This is a genomic window from Phytobacter sp. SCO41 (assembly GCF_003073275.1).
GTDB lineage: Bacteria > Pseudomonadota > Gammaproteobacteria > Enterobacterales > Enterobacteriaceae > Phytobacter > Phytobacter diazotrophicus.
On sequence record NZ_CP027225.1, the window covers coordinates 1,160,661 to 1,177,087 of the forward strand.

16 protein-coding genes and 1 pseudogene are annotated in these 16,427 nt (G+C 50.7%); 10 read left to right on the top strand and 7 right to left on the bottom strand.

The window, feature by feature from the left end:
- The first annotated feature begins 171 nt into the window (after positions 1-171).
- Positions 172-843 (top strand): glutathione S-transferase family protein, encoded by a 672-nt coding sequence (locus C5523_RS05660; RefSeq protein WP_108700733.1) that lies wholly within the window; start codon positions 172-174, stop codon positions 841-843.
- Positions 844-847: 4 nt separating this feature from the next.
- Positions 848-1,171, top strand: coding sequence for a multidrug efflux SMR transporter (locus tag C5523_RS05665; RefSeq protein WP_108700734.1), 324 nt, complete (start codon positions 848-850; stop codon positions 1,169-1,171).
- A 130-nt stretch (positions 1,172-1,301) separates the two neighbouring features.
- Here the strand turns inward: C5523_RS05665 and C5523_RS05670 are convergent, their stop codons facing one another.
- From C5523_RS05670 to C5523_RS05680, 3 genes are all read right to left on the bottom strand, one after another.
- Positions 1,302-1,838, bottom strand: coding sequence for a PaaI family thioesterase (locus C5523_RS05670; RefSeq protein WP_223878771.1), 537 nt, complete (start codon positions 1,836-1,838; stop codon positions 1,302-1,304).
- Positions 1,839-2,019: 181 nt separating this feature from the next.
- Entirely contained in the window at positions 2,020-2,451 is a 432-nt protein-coding gene (locus C5523_RS05675) for a RidA family protein (protein WP_232034380.1), read from the bottom strand.
- Between the two features lie 312 nt (positions 2,452-2,763).
- Positions 2,764-3,216: a MarR family winged helix-turn-helix transcriptional regulator gene (locus C5523_RS05680; RefSeq protein WP_108700735.1), complete on the bottom strand. Its 453-nt coding sequence runs from the start codon at positions 3,214-3,216 to the stop codon at positions 2,764-2,766.
- Positions 3,217-3,312: 96 nt separating this feature from the next.
- On the opposite strand from C5523_RS05680, the pseudogene aceE reads away from it, so the two are divergent.
- The 3 genes and pseudogenes from aceE to C5523_RS05695 form a co-directional block, all read left to right on the top strand.
- Positions 3,313-3,567: pseudogene (gene aceE / locus C5523_RS05685) on the top strand (pyruvate dehydrogenase (acetyl-transferring), homodimeric type); the annotation flags it as partial.
- A gap of 236 nt (positions 3,568-3,803) precedes the next feature.
- Positions 3,804-4,367, top strand: coding sequence for a helix-turn-helix domain-containing protein (locus tag C5523_RS05690; protein ID WP_039077669.1), 564 nt, complete (start codon positions 3,804-3,806; stop codon positions 4,365-4,367).
- On the top strand, positions 4,364-4,891 hold the full coding sequence (locus tag C5523_RS05695; protein WP_039077668.1) for a GNAT family N-acetyltransferase: 528 nt from the start codon (positions 4,364-4,366) through the stop codon (positions 4,889-4,891). Before C5523_RS05690 ends, C5523_RS05695 begins: the two co-directional genes overlap by 4 nt.
- Positions 4,892-4,934: 43 nt before the next feature.
- Here C5523_RS05695 and C5523_RS05700 read toward each other — a convergent pair whose 3' ends face one another.
- Complete coding sequence (locus tag C5523_RS05700) at positions 4,935-5,945, bottom strand: helix-turn-helix domain-containing protein (RefSeq protein ID WP_108702289.1); 1,011 nt, start codon at positions 5,943-5,945, stop codon at positions 4,935-4,937.
- 117 nt (positions 5,946-6,062) lie between these two features.
- Here C5523_RS05700 and C5523_RS05705 point away from each other — a divergent pair, with 117 nt between their 5' ends.
- On the top strand, positions 6,063-7,541 hold the full coding sequence (locus C5523_RS05705; protein WP_108700736.1) for an MFS transporter: 1,479 nt from the start codon (positions 6,063-6,065) through the stop codon (positions 7,539-7,541).
- 100 nt (positions 7,542-7,641) lie between these two features.
- On the opposite strand, the gene C5523_RS05710 is transcribed toward C5523_RS05705, so the two are convergent.
- On the bottom strand, positions 7,642-8,124 hold the full coding sequence (locus C5523_RS05710) for a hypothetical protein (RefSeq protein WP_223878772.1): 483 nt from the start codon (positions 8,122-8,124) through the stop codon (positions 7,642-7,644).
- A gap of 672 nt (positions 8,125-8,796) precedes the next feature.
- On the opposite strand from C5523_RS05710, the gene C5523_RS05715 reads away from it, so the two are divergent.
- Both C5523_RS05715 and C5523_RS05720 read left to right on the top strand, forming a co-directional pair.
- Positions 8,797-10,236: an MFS transporter gene (locus C5523_RS05715; RefSeq protein WP_162303324.1), complete on the top strand. Its 1,440-nt coding sequence runs from the start codon at positions 8,797-8,799 to the stop codon at positions 10,234-10,236.
- Positions 10,237-10,293: 57 nt separating this feature from the next.
- Complete coding sequence (locus tag C5523_RS05720) at positions 10,294-11,973, top strand: glycoside hydrolase family 43 protein (protein WP_108700737.1); 1,680 nt, start codon at positions 10,294-10,296, stop codon at positions 11,971-11,973.
- A gap of 135 nt (positions 11,974-12,108) precedes the next feature.
- On the opposite strand, the gene C5523_RS05725 is transcribed toward C5523_RS05720, so the two are convergent.
- A complete protein-coding gene (locus C5523_RS05725; protein ID WP_108700738.1) occupies positions 12,109-13,041 on the bottom strand; it encodes a nucleoside recognition domain-containing protein in 933 nt (310 codons plus the stop codon).
- Between the two features lie 272 nt (positions 13,042-13,313).
- Here C5523_RS05725 and C5523_RS05730 point away from each other — a divergent pair, with 272 nt between their 5' ends.
- Positions 13,314-14,105 carry an OBAP family protein gene (locus C5523_RS05730; protein WP_108700739.1) on the top strand — a complete coding sequence of 264 codons (792 nt, stop codon included), beginning with the start codon at positions 13,314-13,316 and terminating at the stop codon, positions 14,103-14,105.
- Between the two features lie 18 nt (positions 14,106-14,123).
- Positions 14,124-14,957, top strand: coding sequence for an MBL fold metallo-hydrolase (locus C5523_RS05735; protein WP_071194754.1), 834 nt, complete (start codon positions 14,124-14,126; stop codon positions 14,955-14,957).
- Positions 14,958-15,013: 56 nt separating this feature from the next.
- On the opposite strand, the gene C5523_RS05740 is transcribed toward C5523_RS05735, so the two are convergent.
- Complete coding sequence (locus C5523_RS05740) at positions 15,014-15,931, bottom strand: bestrophin family protein (protein ID WP_039077660.1); 918 nt, start codon at positions 15,929-15,931, stop codon at positions 15,014-15,016.
- Positions 15,932-16,427 lie beyond the last annotated feature (496 nt).

A 16,427-nucleotide genomic window follows, 5' to 3' on the forward strand; every position in this document is an offset into this window, starting at 1 on the left:
CAATCTCCCGGATACCTGTTGTTCTCCTTTGAAAATCATATCTGCGATATGAAGCGGTTCCAGCCGCAAGCATGATCGCGTTGAGATGATTGTTGCACGGCCATGTTGAGTGGCCTATGATTGCAATTGCAACGATTGCATTTGCAATCCAATCACACAATAAGGATAAACATGACACAGGTAACCCGCGACCTCGCTTTTTATACGGCGGATACGCCAAACGGGCAAAAAGTCAGCATTTTTCTGAAAGAAGCCGGCCTGGCGTATGAGCAGTTCGATCTTGATCTTGGCAAGGGGGATCAGCATCAACCCGATTTCCTTAAGATCAACCCGATTGGCAAGATCCCCGCGCTTGTTGATCGGCAAACCGGCCTGTGCATTTTTGAGTCGGGTGCCATCCTTTCCTGGCTCTCATCGAAAACGGGGTGTTTGCTGCCCACGACAGAAGCGGAAAACATTGCCGTGCAGCAGTGGCTATTTTTCCAGGTCGGCAGTATCGGCCCAATGCTGGGGCAGTTGTGGTGGTTTTTGCATGGCGCCAAAACGGTCAATGACGAGGCAATAGCGCGATACAAGGCGCAATCACTGCGTCTGTACCAGGTTGTGGATACCCGGCTCAGTGAGTCTGCTTTCCTCGCCGGTGAAAACTACAGCATTGCTGATATTGCCGCATTCACCTGGCTGCGAACCTGGGACGAGCTGACGCTGAACATTACGCCTTACCCGCACGTCAAGCGGTGGCTTCATGTGATCGCCGCGCGACCGGCAGTACAAGCGGGACTTCATGCGAGTAAGCCGACTTCCAGAGCAACGAGGCAACGATCAACCTCCAGTGAGGAGTAAGTCTATGGCGTGGACCTATTTGTTTCTTGCCGCAGCCCTTGAGATCGTGATGGGCGTTTCCCTCAAATTAAACGCGGGGTGGACCCGGCTCGGGGCAAGTATCATCGCCGTTATGGCTGGGCTGGGCAGTATTTACTTGCTTGCATTGGCGCTGCGTTCCCTGCCTGTTGGAATGGCTTATGCCATGTGGACCGGCACAGGAACGATTGGGCTGGTGCTGGCGGGTATGCTGATTTTTCAGGATGAGATGAGCTGGCCCCGGATGTGTTTTATGGGGCTGGCTTTTATCGGCATTATCGGATTACGTTTCTGCGAAACAACGGGGTAAGCACATCATTGGCCCGGCTGGCGGTAGTGCCTCTACGTTAATGATACAGTGGTTTAACAGGCCGCTGTGCTAAAACAGAGAATAGAGGCAGGAGCATTTACCCCTTATTTTATCGGTAATAACGCAGATCTTATCTTCCCCTGGCTTTTTCACCGGTCAGCGTTAACACCGTACTTGTGATAATGGCGACGACTTTACCGTCCTCGCGCGCTATTTCGCACCGGTAGTGGCTGATCGTTTTACCGCGATGTTCCACCCTGGCGGTAGCCAACAAACGTGAACGCCATACGGGGCGCAGGAACGTGGTTTTAATGTCGATGCTGGTAAAACTTTCATCCTTTTTCATTAAGGTAGAATGCGCCGTTCCAATCGCCGCGTCCGCCAGTTCGCATAATAGCCCGCCGTGGACGGTACCTTGCTGATTTCCGTGAAGTGCCGGATCGGCATCAAGCGCAAGGGTCGCTGTCGCTTCACCGACATCCACAATACTGAAACCAAGCAGTCGTGAGATGGCAGTGGGATAATTCATATGCGTTGTCATTGTCTCGTCCAGTGTTCCTTGCAACTGGCGCTGCAAAAACTCCAGAACCGGGATATAAACAGGCTTTTCTTTCATCATAACCTCTGTACGGATAAAGACCGCCGCTATGGAAATAACGCAGGACATTTGTCATTTCCCGGAATAACCAGAAACGCCCACTGGGTATTATGGAGATGGAAATTTTCGGGAATAAATTAATATTCTCTCTCAACACTATGTCCGTTATCTGCAAACCGATTTGCCTCCGTATCCCTGGAGGCTTATAAAAACTATTGCAACAGCCCAGGCTTTCTACCGGGAATGATTTCTACTTTCGCACCGCGACTATCATTTCCAGCTCAACAGGCGCGCCCCGAGGGAGTTCAGCGACACCTACCGAGGTTCGGGTATGGGTGCCCCTTGCCCCAAGCCTTGCGACGAGTTGATCGGAAGCCCCGTTCATCACCTGGCTTTGCTGGGTAAAACCAGGCGCAGAAGCAATATACCCAACCACTTTAAGCACCTGGATAATATTCTCCTCACCGCCTGCGGCCTCACTCACTGCCGCAATACAGAGGTCTGCACAAAAAGCAGCAGCCTGTTGGGCGTCAGGGAGATCAATGTCCATTCCCACTTTTCCTGAATAAAGTAGAGTTTCACCTTTACGCGGAAGCTGCCCGCTCACATAAGCCAGCCCGTCATGGATAATAACGGGTACATAATTCCCACCCGGCTTATTCGTTATATGTTCAGTCATCATCTCACCTGTATTTACCGTTGCTGCATCCAAAAAAACGTATTCACGCACGGGTCAGCATACACGCTGACATCCCTGTTTGAGCGGGAATTATTTTCATATTCCAGGCTTGATGATTTGCCCTGGGAAATCCTCACTCAGGTATCACAAGGGAACCACAATGGCTGTCGGTAATGAATGCGGCCAGCAATTCGGCGGGTTCACTCTTACAGACGTTTTCGGCAAAAAGGCGTAACGCGCCTGGCGGTTCGAACCATGTCTGTGCGGGTGAACGCCTTCATGCCAAAGGCATACGGGCGTTATTCTGTGGCGCTGTTAACGCAGCGCCTTTTGTGCGCGGGCCGCAGCAGCGACCTGGTCCAGCGCGGCAGAGAAGGTGCTCTGCTCGTCGGTACTGAACTGGCTCAGAAAAAGTTCTGCCACCGCACTTTCATAGACTTTCCACATTTTCTTGCGTAGCGCACGCCCTTCCTTAGTGATGGTGGCATACGCCGCACGACCGTCATCGGGCGAACGGGTGCGCTCGACCAGCCCTTCCTGTTCCAGGCGGTCTACCAGACGCGTGAGATTGTAGCGCTCTATTGCCAGCGCATCGGCCAGTTCATGCATCCGACGGGTGCCACCTTGCCCACTTTCCAGCCCCCAAAGTACGTCGTACCAGGCATAGGCGGGCAGTTTCGCGGCTGCCAGACGGCTCTCCACTTCACGAATCATCAAGCGATGAGCGCGTACAAACGAAAACCAGAGATCCGTTTGATTCTTCTCCATGGCGGGCTCCTTTCATTTTTTTAGTTGCAATTGCAATTATACCTGACTTAGCATTATGAACGCGAGGATTGCATTTGCAATTCATAATTCGGGCGTGATGGCCTCTCTTCCTACCCACACCCCCGTTTGATGCCCGACTTCTGGCAATTCCCGACGGTATCGATGGGGCCTGGCCCGTCGATTGCGGTCTATCAGGCCCGGTTTATGCGCTATCTCGAGTATCGTGGAATGCTGGAACATCAGGGGCGTAAAGTGTGGGCGTTTCTGGGCGATGGCGAAATGGATCAGCCTGAATCGCTGGCAGCTATCTCGGTTGCAGGGCGAGAAAGGCTCGACAACGTCACCTTATTGACCATGGCGACCCGCTAACGCTACTGGCTGATTGCAGGCTCGATGCATCGGGTATCGCTACAGCGATTCGAACGCGTTTTCAGCTCCCCTTACCTGAAACACAATGAAGCTCTTCGCCACCCCAGCGCCCGCAGTCGGGGGAGGGTTAAACGCTAAGCGGTGCAATAGCGCTTGACAGTATTTCAGTAATCGGTAATCTCACTTATGGGAATAAATTCTCACATAAGAGATGCGTCATGAACAATGAAGATTACAGAGCACGCTTAGCCGCACGCCTGGCGGCGCTGCGCTTACAACATAACTGGTCGCTTGAGGAGCTTTCCGCTGCGTCAGGCATCAGCAGGGCATCTTTGTCACGCATTGAACGCAGTGAAGTCAGCCCGACAGCAGAGGTCCTCAACCAACTCTGTATTGTATACGGAATGACGATGTCCCGGCTTATTAGCGAGGTTGAACAGGCTGCGGATAATCTGTTCCGGGTTGACCAACAAACCCTGTGGCAGGATGAGCTTAATGGGTTTGAGCGACGCATGTTAATACCCCCTTCGAATCAATTCAGATGCGAGATGGTTGAAGGAAAATTGCGTCCGGGTGCTTTCATTGAATATTCCAACCCTCCCGTTCAGGGGCTTGAACAATATATATGGTTATATTCCGGTGAATTAACCATTGCGATGAACAGTGAACAATGGACCTTGAAAGAAGGTGACAGTTTACGTTTTCATTTATCAGGCTCTTCATCTTTTAGCGCGCATGAAAGCCTCGGTGCCCATTACATTTTGGTGGTATGTAAATCATGATTGAATATGAAATTCTCAGTGCTACACAGGCGCATCAATGCTTACCGGAATTAGGTGACGTATTACAGGCTTGTGTAAAGGATGGGGCAAGCGTAGGTTTTACCGATCCCAACGATCGTCGGGCAATAGATAGCTTCTGGAAAGATAAAATTTATAGTCTTGCCAGTCACGACTGTGAGTTATTTATCGCCCGCGATAACGGGTTTTTAGCCGCAACCGTTTTCATTAATTATTGCCGAACGCCTAATGGGCGTCATCGTGCTGAAATATCCAAACTGCTCGTTCACCCGCAGGCGCGTCGTCAGGGGATTGCCAGAGAGTTAATGAATAGGGCAGAGGCTATGGCCTGGGAAAAAGAGATTTCATTGCTTGTTCTTGATACACGCAGTGGCGATGTCGCCAGCGATTTATATCTTTCCCTGGGCTGGCAGATTGCCGGGACAATCCCCTGTTACGCAAGGTCTATCGATAATACGCTTCAGACGACAACGTTTATGTACAAAATTAATAATCCAACGCACTGATTACCGCTAAAAATAAAAGCCGTGGGCAATGACACTGTCTGTATCAGCAGGCGGGCATCATTGCTCGCTCGCGGAATGCCTTGCGCCATTGCGTTGGCGTCGTTTTAAATCGCCGTCTGAAATGATGGCGCAGCGTTTCAGGTGAGCCGAACCCGGCCTGCTCTGCAACATGATCGATGCTTAGCCTTTCGCTTTCCAGAAGAGTACAGGCTTTTTCAAGACGAACGTTGAGCATCCACTCCCCCGGTGAGGTGCCGGTGGCGTCATAAAATCGACGTATAAAGGTTCGACGGCTCATTCCCACTTTGCGAGCCAGTTGTTCAATTACCATGGGCGTATTGAGGTGATTGCGCAAATCGTCCAACAATGGCGCGAGGCTTTTGGTCTGACGTTGCGGGACGGGTTGTTGGATTAACTGCGCCTGGCTGCCTTCCCGCAGGGGCGGGGTAATCATTCGGCGCGCACAGCGATTGGCGACTTCAATACCGTAATCGCGCCGGATAAGGTGCAGGCATAAATCGACACCCGCAGCGCCGCCCGCCGAGGTGACGATACTGCCTTCATCAACGTAGATCATGCTATGTTCCACCTGCACCTCAGGAAACCTCTGCGCAAGAATTTCTGTGCTGTTCCAGTGGGCAGTTGCGCGTTTGCCGTTCAGTAATCCCGTCTCTGCGAGTATAAAACTCCCGGCACAAATCGCGACAAGCCGTGTGCCTTTCTGGTAGGCCTTTTGTAATGCCGCGATAAGCTTTTCCGGGGCTGATTCATAGACGTTGCGCCAGCCGGGAATGACAATGGTTCCAGCATCTTCCAGTAGTTCCAGTCCGCCATCAACCACCATTCGAACACCCCCCTGTGCGCCAAAAGCACCGTCTTCTAACGACGCCACACGCAGATCATAAAGGGGGCGACCCAGCACCTCATCAACGCGTCCAAACGCTTCGGCGGCAATACCAAATTCAAACGTGCAGAGGCATTCATATGCCAGCAGCACCATGCGCCGGTTTTTAAGCGTAAAAGAAGGGCGGTGAAGGGGGGAGGCGATCTGCATAGAAACCTTGTTGTTGAAAATGGCACGATCTTGACGATAACTGACACGGACATGGATTTCTACTGCCACGTAAATCTTTCATGCTGGCGCCCTGTTAACGTTTCACAGGAACTGAGTATGAAGAACATATTAGCGCTGATGGCGGTGTGTCTGGCCGCATTAATGTCGGGACTGGAAATATCCAGTGTTCCGGTTATTTTGCCGGTGCTGGAAAAGCAGATGCAGGCCAATTTTCGCGAGCTGCAGTGGATCATGAATGCCTATACCCTCTCATGCACGGCGGTATTAATGGCGACCGGCACATTAGCGGATAGATATGGGCGTAAACGCATTTTTATTATCAGCATCATTGGCTTTGGCCTGACCTCGGTAATATGTGGCATGGCTGAAAGCGCATTCTGGCTTATCGTTGGGCGTTTCTTGCAAGGATTAAGCGGCGGCGCGATGTTAACCAGCCTGATCGCCATACTGTCGTTCCAGTTTCCACAAGGAAAAGCACGTAGCCGGGCGTTTGCCGCCTGGGGGATCACCTTTGGATTTGGGCTTGGATTCGGCCCCATTATTGGCGGGATGTTAGTGGCGTGGTTTAGCTGGCAATGGGTATTTTTGGTGCATGGCATTATTGCTTTGCTCATCCTGGTTCTGGCGCTGAACAACGTCGTGGAATCACGTGATAACACGACAAAAAAACTCGATGTTGCTGGTTTAATGACCCTGACGATGAGCGTTGTTGGCGTCACCTGGCTTATTACTCAGGGCGGGAGTATCGGCTGGAGTAGCCTGGAAGTGCGATTAATTTTTCTTGCCACCTTAATCAGTTCTGCACTCTTTGTCATTATTGAGACACGGCATTCACACCCCATGTTTGATTTCTCTGTGTTTCGCATAAGGCCTTTTTCCGGTGCGCTTATGGGGGCGATTGGCATGAATTTCAGCTTCTGGCCGCTGATGATTTATCTGCCGGTTTATTATCAAAGTGGGCTTGGGTACAGCAGTATGGCGACCGGCATGGCGCTTCTGGCCTACACGCTGCCGACATTATTAATGCCGCCATTGGGGGAAAAATTAGCGCTGCGATTCAACGCTTCGCGCGTCATTCCGCTGGGGCTATTTTGTATAGGCCTCGGGTTTGCGCTGATGGCGCTGGCAGTCACATATCAGCTCAGTTTGCTGCCTGGAGCGCTGCTCTCAGGGATCGCTTTGGGATTGACCAATACGCCTGTCACTAACGCCACCACGGGATCCGTCGAGCCTGACCGCGTTGGAATGGCATCCGGGATTGATATCAGCGCGCGCTTCATCACGCTTTCCATCAATATTGCCCTCATGGGGAGTCTACTGGTCTCGGGGATAGCCGAAAGTTTGCAAAACCATATGAACACCGTGAGCGACAAGTCTGTACTGGCAGAACGCATAGCCGGTGGGGCTGAGGTTTCGCTGAGCCGCGATATCATTACAGCAGTGCTTACCGAAGGCTTTTCCGGCGTGCTGATATACGGGGCCGTGGGGGTAGGTTGCCTGTCTCTGGCAAGCTATTTACTGTTTAACCTGAAAACGAAGGCGGCGTGCGGACGAGTAACCTCATGCCCTGATTAAGCAAGTGTAGCCCCGGATAAGGCGCCTGCACCGCCATCCGGGAAAACCATGAAGGCAATACCGTAACAGGCGACACTGACACTGCCCGCTTACTCCACCTTTAGCGACTACCGTCTATCCGCGCGGGGGGAGGGTTGGCAGTAATTTTAATGTAATGTTTCACGGCCACAGACCGCGAAACACCACGCGGATCGCCGGTAAAAGGCACTTTCACAAAGGGTGACGGAGGGATTTCAACCCGCCATGTTGTCTCACCGATAAAGCTAAACTCAACGGCATTCGGCGCTATATGCAGGTCTGTAAACGATCCTGTCAGGTACGCGCCACCCAGCGTCAGTATCTCTTTCACCCCATCATCCAGATCAATCAGCGCAATATTAAGCATTTCCTCGAAGGGCGTATCATCAGTAAGGAATAACAACAGCCGTTTGTCATCCACCTGAACAGCAGCCTCCAGTATCTGAACCGGAACGGTAATACCTGTCCCGTTTTCAGCAATCAGCACCTCGTATTTCCCCATCGCTGTCGTGGTGGGTTCTTCTCTGATTTGAAGCGTAACGTTATCGAGCTGCCTGAACATCATTAATCCTGGTATCCACTTATTTCCCGTGCTGCTATTGTGTTGCCAGCATATACGCCTGTCGCATCACTATACAAACCCGAAGCCGCATTGACATTACTGTGCGTCTGGAGATTCTCAACGCGTGGCAACGACACGACAGGTCAGAAATAAAAACGACAGCGTCTCACCAACTCCATTACCCATGCTAGGTATTAATGTGTTGAGCAATGAAGCACGATGGCAATATATCGCGAACGTTTCTGTGCATGAACGAAACCATGAATAAACGATGACTGCGTACATCCTCTGTTCTCCTGGCCGGTCGTTCAATTACGTTATTTCACTCGATGGCTAAGAGAATGCTTAATTGTGAGCAGTGTCGCAAAAAAATGTGGCAAGGTATTCAAAGCCCCAGGAGTCATCTGGCGCTCTCGCCTTTAGAGGTGAAAAGCGCTGAAATAAAATGTCGGTTTTGCCAGGTGCGTTCATCTGCCGCAGGTATTACTGGCGAATTACCAGTCAACATCGGGGTTGTGCGGCTTGTATAAGTCCTTTGTTCTAATGATCACACTAGTAAAAAAACATAATTACTTAATCCAAAAACGTAATGGATTTTGCGGGCTTACCTGTGTCAGAAAGTATTCCTCATTTATAAAATAAACCGGAGATGTGATTAAAATGAGTGAAAACTTAATACACAATCGACATGATGAGTATCATAAGTTAACTCGTGTGGAACGCATTGGTTATGGGATGGGCGACTTTGCCCAAAACCTTGTTTTTGGTACGATAGGTGGTTTCCTTGCTCTTCACATGCTCACTGTGAATACGATCAGTACAGCAACTGCAGGGTTTATATTTCTTTTTGTCCGTATCATCAATGTCATTTGGGACCCGATGGTAGGAACCTATGTTGACAAAAGAAGTTCAAAAGCTGGTAAATATCGCCCCTGGCTTTTAAGAGCAGGCATTCCTCTCGTTATTCTTTCTGCTTTACTCTTTGCCCCCATTCCTGGGGTGAGAGGTTCAGTTCCCTTTGCTTTTATTATTTACCTTGCCCTGGATTTAGTCTATTCCGTTGTAAATATCCCTTATGGTTCTCTTAATGCTTCATTAACAAGGGATCCTGAATCAATTGACAAGCTTACAAGTACACGAATGATGCTGGCCAACAGTGCTAATTTGCTTGTCTACACGCTGTTCCCCATGTTTGTGCAAATGGCTGCGCCAAAAGACAGAAGCCTCAAGGATACGGGTTTTTTTGGTCTGCATCTCAATCTGGGGAATTATACCGATCCTTCTGCTAACTACGCCTGGTTTGGTGTTTACTCTATTTATATGGTTATTGGGGCCGTTGCGCTCTTCCTCTGTTATAAATTAACCAAAGAACGCGTCGTCGCTACCGAAGAACAAACAGCTAACGTAAAAACGACAGACCTCTTCCTTGAACTCAAAAATAACCGACCGCTTGTTATTCTCGGATTGTTTTTCATGCTGGCCTTTACCTTCATGTTTGTCATGAACACGGCTAATGGCTTTTTCAATCAGTTTGTTGTCGGCCACTCAGAATGGATGGGGGCTGTGGGTCTGGTAGCTTCAATTCCAGGTATCTTATTCCCGGTTTTTTGGCCAAAACTTAAGAAGATTTTCGGTAAAAAAGGTTTTTTCCATCTTTTCCTTGGCATGTTTATTGTCGGTGAATTTCTCACTTACATTTGGTCACTCGACGGAATGCATGATGCCCTCTGGCTTGCGTACATCGCCACCTTTATTAAACAGTGGGGCTTAACATCGGCTACTGGCTTTATGTGGGCGCTTGTTCCGGAAGTGATTGCCTATGGCGAATTGAAATCAGGCAAGCGAAATGCCGCAATCATTAACGCGATTATGGGTATTTTCTTCAAGATAGGTTTTACGATTGGCGGTGCGCTTCCTCTGTGGTTACTGGCCGGTTATGGCTTTAACGAAACCAGTGTATATCAGCATGCCAATGCTATCGCCGGAATAAATATGACGGCTATCTGGATCCCGGTAGTGTTAGCCATTATGTCGATGGTTGCCATTCACTTCTATCCAATTTCAGATGACAATGTCAATGATATCAACCGTCAACTTGATGAGATTCGTGTATAGTTCAAAAATTAAAAATGATAATAAATACAAAATGGATAATTTAAAAAGGTAAACGATATGTCAGTTATTCAAAACCCTATATTACCTGGATTTAACCCAGACCCAAGTATTATCCGTGTAGATGACACGTACTATATTGCGAATTCCACATTTGAATGGTTCCCTGGCGTTCGTTTACATGAGTCAAAAGACCTGGAACACTGGAATCTTCTGCCGTCGCCATTATCAACAACCGCGCTGTTAGATATGAAAGGCAATCCTTCCTCTGGTGGGATTTGGGCTCCGGATCTCTCTTATGCTGACGGCAAATTCTGGTTAGTGTATACGGATGTCAAAGTCACAGAAGGTGCCTTTAAAGACATGACAAACTACCTGACCACCGCAACCGACATTCGCGGGCCCTGGACAGATCCCATTAAGCTTAATGGCGTGGGTTTTGACGCGTCACTTTTCCATGACGACGATGGCCGTAAATATTTAGTGCAACAAACCTGGGACCATCGGGAATACCATCACCCTTTTGATGGTATCACGTTGACTGAGTTTGATACCCGCACCCTAAAATTGAAACCAGAAACCGCGCGTACCCTTTATCGGGGCACTGCCGTTGCACTTGTTGAGGGGCCGCATCTCTACAAAATAAACGCATATTATTATCTCTTTGCCGCTCAGGGAGGCACCGTTTTCACCCACCAGGAGGTGGTTGCGCGTTCGAAAACCCTGGATGCCAATAGTTTTGAAACAGAGCCCGGCGACGTTTTCTTAACGAACGTCGATACCCCGGACAGCTACATCCAAAAACAGGGGCATGGCGCATTGGTTTCGACGCCCAAAGGTGAATGGTATTACGCCTCGCTCTGCGCTCGTCCATGGAATCGTGCCGGTGAGTCCGCCTATGATCCTCGCGGTTGGTCAACCCTGGGCCGGGAAACGTCTATCCAGAAAGTATTTTGGGATGAAGAGGGCTGGCCGCGTATCGATGGCGGCCACGGGGGGAAAACCTTTGTTGAAGGCCCCGTCGATGCCATTTACACCGAAAGCGCAAAAGACCATAGCCAGTATGACGAGTTTAAAACCGCAACGCTCGATCCCAACTGGAATACGCTCCGTGTTCCGTTCAGCGAAAAAATGGGCACCACGGGTAATGGGAAATTAACCTTAGTTGGGCAAGGTTCGTTAGCAAATACCCATGACCTTTCGCTTATTGCCCGACGCTGGCAGGCTTTTTATTTTGATGCTCAAGTTAAAGTAAAATTTAACCCGTTTAATTATCAACAAATGGCAGGGTTAACGAATTACTATAACGATCATCACTGGAGCTTTGTTTTCATCACCTGGAATGAAATTAATGGATCAGTGATCGAAATAGCTGAGAATAATCGCGGGAAATATACCTCGTATCTGAAAGATGAGGCCATCAAGATCCCGGACGGCGTTGAGTATGTCTGGTTCCGCACCAAAGTTCGTAAGCAAACTTATACCTATGAATACAGTTTTGATGGGGTGAAATTCACTGAAATCCCGGTCAAACTGGATGCCGCCATTCTCTCTGATGATTATGTTCTGCAAAGTTATGGTGGGTTCTTTACCGGTGCGTTCGTTGGTCTGGCGGTAGTAGATTACTCTGGCTATGGCGCCAGCGCAGAGTTTTACCATTTCGCTTACCAGGAACTGGGTGATTCGTTAGTTGCAAATGACACTTATAGCTGGAAGGGGAGCGAATCACGCTTTAGTTAATGGCTAAACGCAGATTCAGTCAAATCCCGAGAGCATTACTGCAAGGCAAAAAACGTTAGCGATGACCCTAAAAGGATTACTGGCCAGTAGGGGGCCGGTAATCCTTTTTTTTGCAGGTAAACAGGTCGCTTATCGCTAATACAACAGGGTGTGGATGATGCTGCGCACCGCGATCCCGACCATCACACCGGGGATGACATAGCGGAAAAGCCTGACAAATCGGCTGGCGATCCCAAGGTAAATCCCGATACCTGGCAGGTCGAAGGTCTGGATCAGAAAGCCCGCCGAGGCGTTCATCTGTTCTGGCGTCACCAGCCCTTTTCGCAGAAGCTCTGACATCACCCCGAAGTAGGCTGTTCCACCCGCCAGACACTTGGTCAGCGTTGGCAGCACATACACCTCGGGAAGGCTGAAATAGGCCATCAGCGGCGAGATTAGCCGGGTCAGAATGTCTATCGCTCCCGCTTCTTTTAGTATGCCGACGATGGTCAGCGAGAGCAGCAACATGGGGAGCGAGCCCAGCGCCAGGCGTATCGCATCTGCCCCCGCGCCATTAATGATACCGATCAGACTGGACGATGATTTATCGTTAAACGCTTCGGCAGGTGCCGCGTTCTGAACGGTGCTGGAAAGTTTTTTCCCGAACAGATGATAAGTGACCGCAGCGGCGACCAGCCCACCAAAAATCGAAATGATGATGGCGTTTCCCCAGTGCAGCCCGTAAGGGATCAATGGGTAGAAGACATTGCCCTGGCCCATCGCAAATAACATTGCCAGCGCGGCGGCAAGCTGGCGCTCTGAGGTGCCTCTTTTTTCCATAATGGCCAGGGCGGCAATGGGGGCGGCAAAGCTGACGAAATTGAGTTGTATCAGGGCGAAGATGGCGATCCCGGAAATACCAAATGGCTTGAGCACTGGCGCGGTCAGCCGAACCACGGCATCGACGACGCCTTTTGCTTCCAGGTATTTCATCACGATGAGCATGACAACCATGACGGGAATAAGCGTGTAAAGCGCAACATCAACAGACGCCTTTCCTGCTGACATAATGACATCAATAATATTCATTAAGCTATCCAGTGAAGATCCACGCAAGGCAATCTACACCTCCGCGACAGTAAGTAAAATCCATGTCGTGCTTTTATAATTTAGTCGGATGGAAGTGACGCTTTGTTGGCTGACGAACATAAGGAGAACGTCTGACGCATTGGGGAATATCATGCCAAATGCGGTAATTCTGTAGCGTATTATTTTTATTATCCCGCTTAGTTTAAGATTTTTATCGTTCAATCTCCTTTAGTGTACTACGTTCAATAATGTCACTGTGGTGAGGAGAGCGGATGAAACCATTATCTCTATTGATGTTAACAAGCCTGGCGTTAGCGGGATGTGGGGCGAATAATTCGCCGCCGAAAACCCCCGTTCCCGGCGAAAAAACCTCTGCCCAAATGCGCACCCTCGAAACCGGTGCGCAAATGATTCAATCCCGCCCGCCAGTCGATGCGATAAGCGCCTACCTCGACGGGTTCCATTTCTATAACGGCGATAAAAATGGCCAGATGGAAGCCCATCACTATGTGACGGTGCTTAATGACGATGTCATGCAGGCCGTGATTTATGACAGCAACACCAAAGATGCCCGGCTGATGGGCGTTGAGTACATCATTAGCGAACGTTTATTTAAGACCCTGCCGCCAGAAGAAAAAAAGCTTTGGCATAGCCACCAGTATGAAGTGAAGTCCGGGAGTCTCATTGCCCCTGGTTTACCGGCAGTGGCGGATAAGTCACTGATGAAAAAGATTGTGAATACGTACGGGAAAACCTGGCACACCTGGCATACCGATCGTGACAAGACCCTGCCGTTGGGTATTCCGGCGCTAATGATGGGCTTTACCGGGGAAGGGCAGCTTGATCCCCGGCTACTGGCAGACAGAGACCGTCGGTTTAATGTGCAAACGCAGGCTATCAAGCGTGAGCGTGAAGATCTGGTGGCCCACCCTGTCGTTGACGGCGCTAACGCATGGCAACGCGGCGAGGTAATTCAACTCAAGCGGACAACCGGCGGCGGTGAGCAGGCACAGGGCGAAACCGCGCATTTTGGCGCATCCGAGCAAACCCTGCAGGCAAAGTGACTATGATCCGGAGGCCTAATGAAAATTCACCACCTCAACTGTGGTTGCATGTGCCCGTTTGGCGGCGCGTTTTATGATGGGTTTAGTAAAGGGCTTCACGCGCATCTGGTCTGCCACTGTTTGCTGATTGAAACGGACCGGGATGGGCTGATTCTGGTGGATACGGGGTTCGGTCGTGACGATATACGCCACCCCGGCCAGCGTTTGTCTGGCTTTTTCCGCCTGATGAATAATATCCAACGGCGGCAAGAGCTGACGGCGCTTGCACGTATAGAAGCGCTCGGGTTTAACGCGGCGGATGTGCGGCATATTATTCTGACACATCTCGATTTTGACCATGCAGGTGGGCTTACCGATTTTCCTCACGCCCGGATACATCTGTTGCAACAAGAGATAGATACCGCGCATCAGCGCCACAGTTGGCTGGCGCGTGAGCGCTATCGACCCGGACAGTGGGGTGGAACTTCCGGCTGGGTTGGCTACCAGCCAAAAGGGGAGAACTGGTATGGCTTCGAGGCGGTGACCGCGCTTGAAGGATTGCTGCCAGACATCCTGCTGGTCCCGCTGGCGGGTCATACGCTGGGGCATGCGGGGATTGCCATTCGCCAGCCGCAGGGCTGGCTGCTGCACGGTGGCGATGCATGGTTTTATCGTGGCGAAATGCGTCAACCAACGCGCCACTGTACGCCGGGCCTGCGTTTTTATCAGTGGATGATGGCAATGGATAATGATGCCAGACGCCATAATCAGCAGCGACTTCGGGCGCTTTCCTGCCGCCACGGCGATGAAATTACCTTTTTCTGTAGCCATGATGCGCAAGAGTTGCAGACGTTAGCGGCCCCCGAACACTAAGCGCGTCGGTGTAATCGCGACCCGTTTCAGGTCGCGATAACCGCATGAGTGGTCGTTTAAATCAGGTTGAAACGCTTATCCGGTACAGGCAATGGCGGCAGCGGACTTTGCCCGGTGATATCCATCAGATTGCGTTCTATCGTGGTGCAGATGGCGTTCAGCGCCAGGTTATTGGGGTGTGTACCAAACGGATGCTCCATCTCTTCGGCAATCGAATCCCATGACAGGAAAGCGTAAGAGATAAACGCTGAAACAAACGGTGTCATCAGGTGAAGGTCGGACACCAGCGCCAGCGGCAGAAGGGTACAAAACAGATAGACCGTACGCTGCAAAATCAACGCATAAGCAAAGGGAACCGGCGTGTTGGCGATACGCTCGCAGCCCCCCAGGCAACGCGACAGCTCGTTAAGATTCTCATCGATATTCTGCCAGACAAAATCATTGATCTTGCCTTCCCGGCGCAGGCTGGCGTACTCCTTGCCAATAAAAATCAGGATGCGATGACAGGCCGAAGTGCTTTTCATCACCTCGGCCGCCGCGTCCGCAGGCAGCAAACGTTGCATATCCTGGGTGGCATCTTGTTGGCGAAGCTGGTGGTTCAGACACCAACTGAACGCGGTCAGGTAGTGGGAAAGCTTCTGCTGGATTGCCGTATCGTCAGGCAGGGCGCTGACGGTCTGTCGCATCAGGCTACGGGAGGTGATCGTCACCGAACCCCAGATCATTCTCGCTTCGGTGTAACGGCTGTAGCTGGCGTTGTTACGAAAGCCAAGAAATATGGCAATGGCGATACCCAGCAGGCTAAACGGGGCAACGGTCAGGTGAATGTTCAGATTTTCGTAGTACGGCCAGGCAATGATCGCCACGATAGACATGAACAGGTTCAGTCCCAGCCGGAAGATAATCATCGACAGCACGGAGCCATGCCAGTTAAAGAGCCGCACAAACCAGCTCTGAGGTGGACGTATGATCATACGGATTCCTTTACGATCTTTTGTTTTATTGTTTGCAGGTGGCCGGTGTGAATCCGGCGCGGGAATTGTAGCCTGATCGGATTTTCCCGCAAGCTGATGCGAAAGAAGGAGGTAGAACGCAGGGCTTAGTAAGGCATCATGAACCCGCAGATACTGTGAACATCTTCAACCTTTTTAGCCACGGCTGACTTGTTTTCCCGCATGATAACCACAGCGACATCTTTGGCCCCCCTGGCGCAGAGCGTACAGCGAGGGGGTTGAGTCCCCGCTGAAATCGGTGAGACGAAGACCCGATGACAAGGGCAGGCCGCCAGGGATGGCGGACTGAGGTTTGTCGAGACAGGACAAAATCGTCCGGAACGATTTTGAACAACGCAGCGCGTTGGCCCGAAGGGCGAGCCCCAGGGATGGGGCGAGTAACTCGAGTCAAACCGACCGCAGGCAGCGGGGCGGGAGGCGAACGCAGTGCGAAGCACCGATTTCTTTGCGGGGCCGC

Bases quoted from the DNA above. Each gene is read 5' to 3' on its own strand.
- C5523_RS05660 (WP_108700733.1), top strand. From the start codon at position 172: ATGACACAGGTAACCCGCGACCTCGCTTTTTATACGGCGGATACGCCA.
- C5523_RS05665 (WP_108700734.1), top strand. From the start codon at position 848: ATGGCGTGGACCTATTTGTTTCTTGCCGCAGCCCTTGAGATCGTGATG.
- C5523_RS05670 (WP_223878771.1), bottom strand. From the start codon at position 1,838: ATGTCCTGCGTTATTTCCATAGCGGCGGTCTTTATCCGTACAGAGGTT.
- C5523_RS05675 (WP_232034380.1), bottom strand. From the start codon at position 2,451: ATGATGACTGAACATATAACGAATAAGCCGGGTGGGAATTATGTACCC.
- C5523_RS05680 (WP_108700735.1), bottom strand. From the start codon at position 3,216: ATGGAGAAGAATCAAACGGATCTCTGGTTTTCGTTTGTACGCGCTCAT.
- C5523_RS05690 (WP_039077669.1), top strand. From the start codon at position 3,804: ATGAACAATGAAGATTACAGAGCACGCTTAGCCGCACGCCTGGCGGCG.
- C5523_RS05695 (WP_039077668.1), top strand. From the start codon at position 4,364: ATGATTGAATATGAAATTCTCAGTGCTACACAGGCGCATCAATGCTTA.
- C5523_RS05700 (WP_108702289.1), bottom strand. From the start codon at position 5,945: ATGCAGATCGCCTCCCCCCTTCACCGCCCTTCTTTTACGCTTAAAAAC.
- C5523_RS05705 (WP_108700736.1), top strand. From the start codon at position 6,063: ATGAAGAACATATTAGCGCTGATGGCGGTGTGTCTGGCCGCATTAATG.
- C5523_RS05710 (WP_223878772.1), bottom strand. From the start codon at position 8,124: ATGATGTTCAGGCAGCTCGATAACGTTACGCTTCAAATCAGAGAAGAA.
- C5523_RS05720 (WP_108700737.1), top strand. From the start codon at position 10,294: ATGTCAGTTATTCAAAACCCTATATTACCTGGATTTAACCCAGACCCA.
- C5523_RS05725 (WP_108700738.1), bottom strand. From the start codon at position 13,041: ATGAATATTATTGATGTCATTATGTCAGCAGGAAAGGCGTCTGTTGAT.
- C5523_RS05730 (WP_108700739.1), top strand. From the start codon at position 13,314: ATGAAACCATTATCTCTATTGATGTTAACAAGCCTGGCGTTAGCGGGA.
- C5523_RS05735 (WP_071194754.1), top strand. From the start codon at position 14,124: ATGAAAATTCACCACCTCAACTGTGGTTGCATGTGCCCGTTTGGCGGC.
- C5523_RS05740 (WP_039077660.1), bottom strand. From the start codon at position 15,931: ATGATCATACGTCCACCTCAGAGCTGGTTTGTGCGGCTCTTTAACTGG.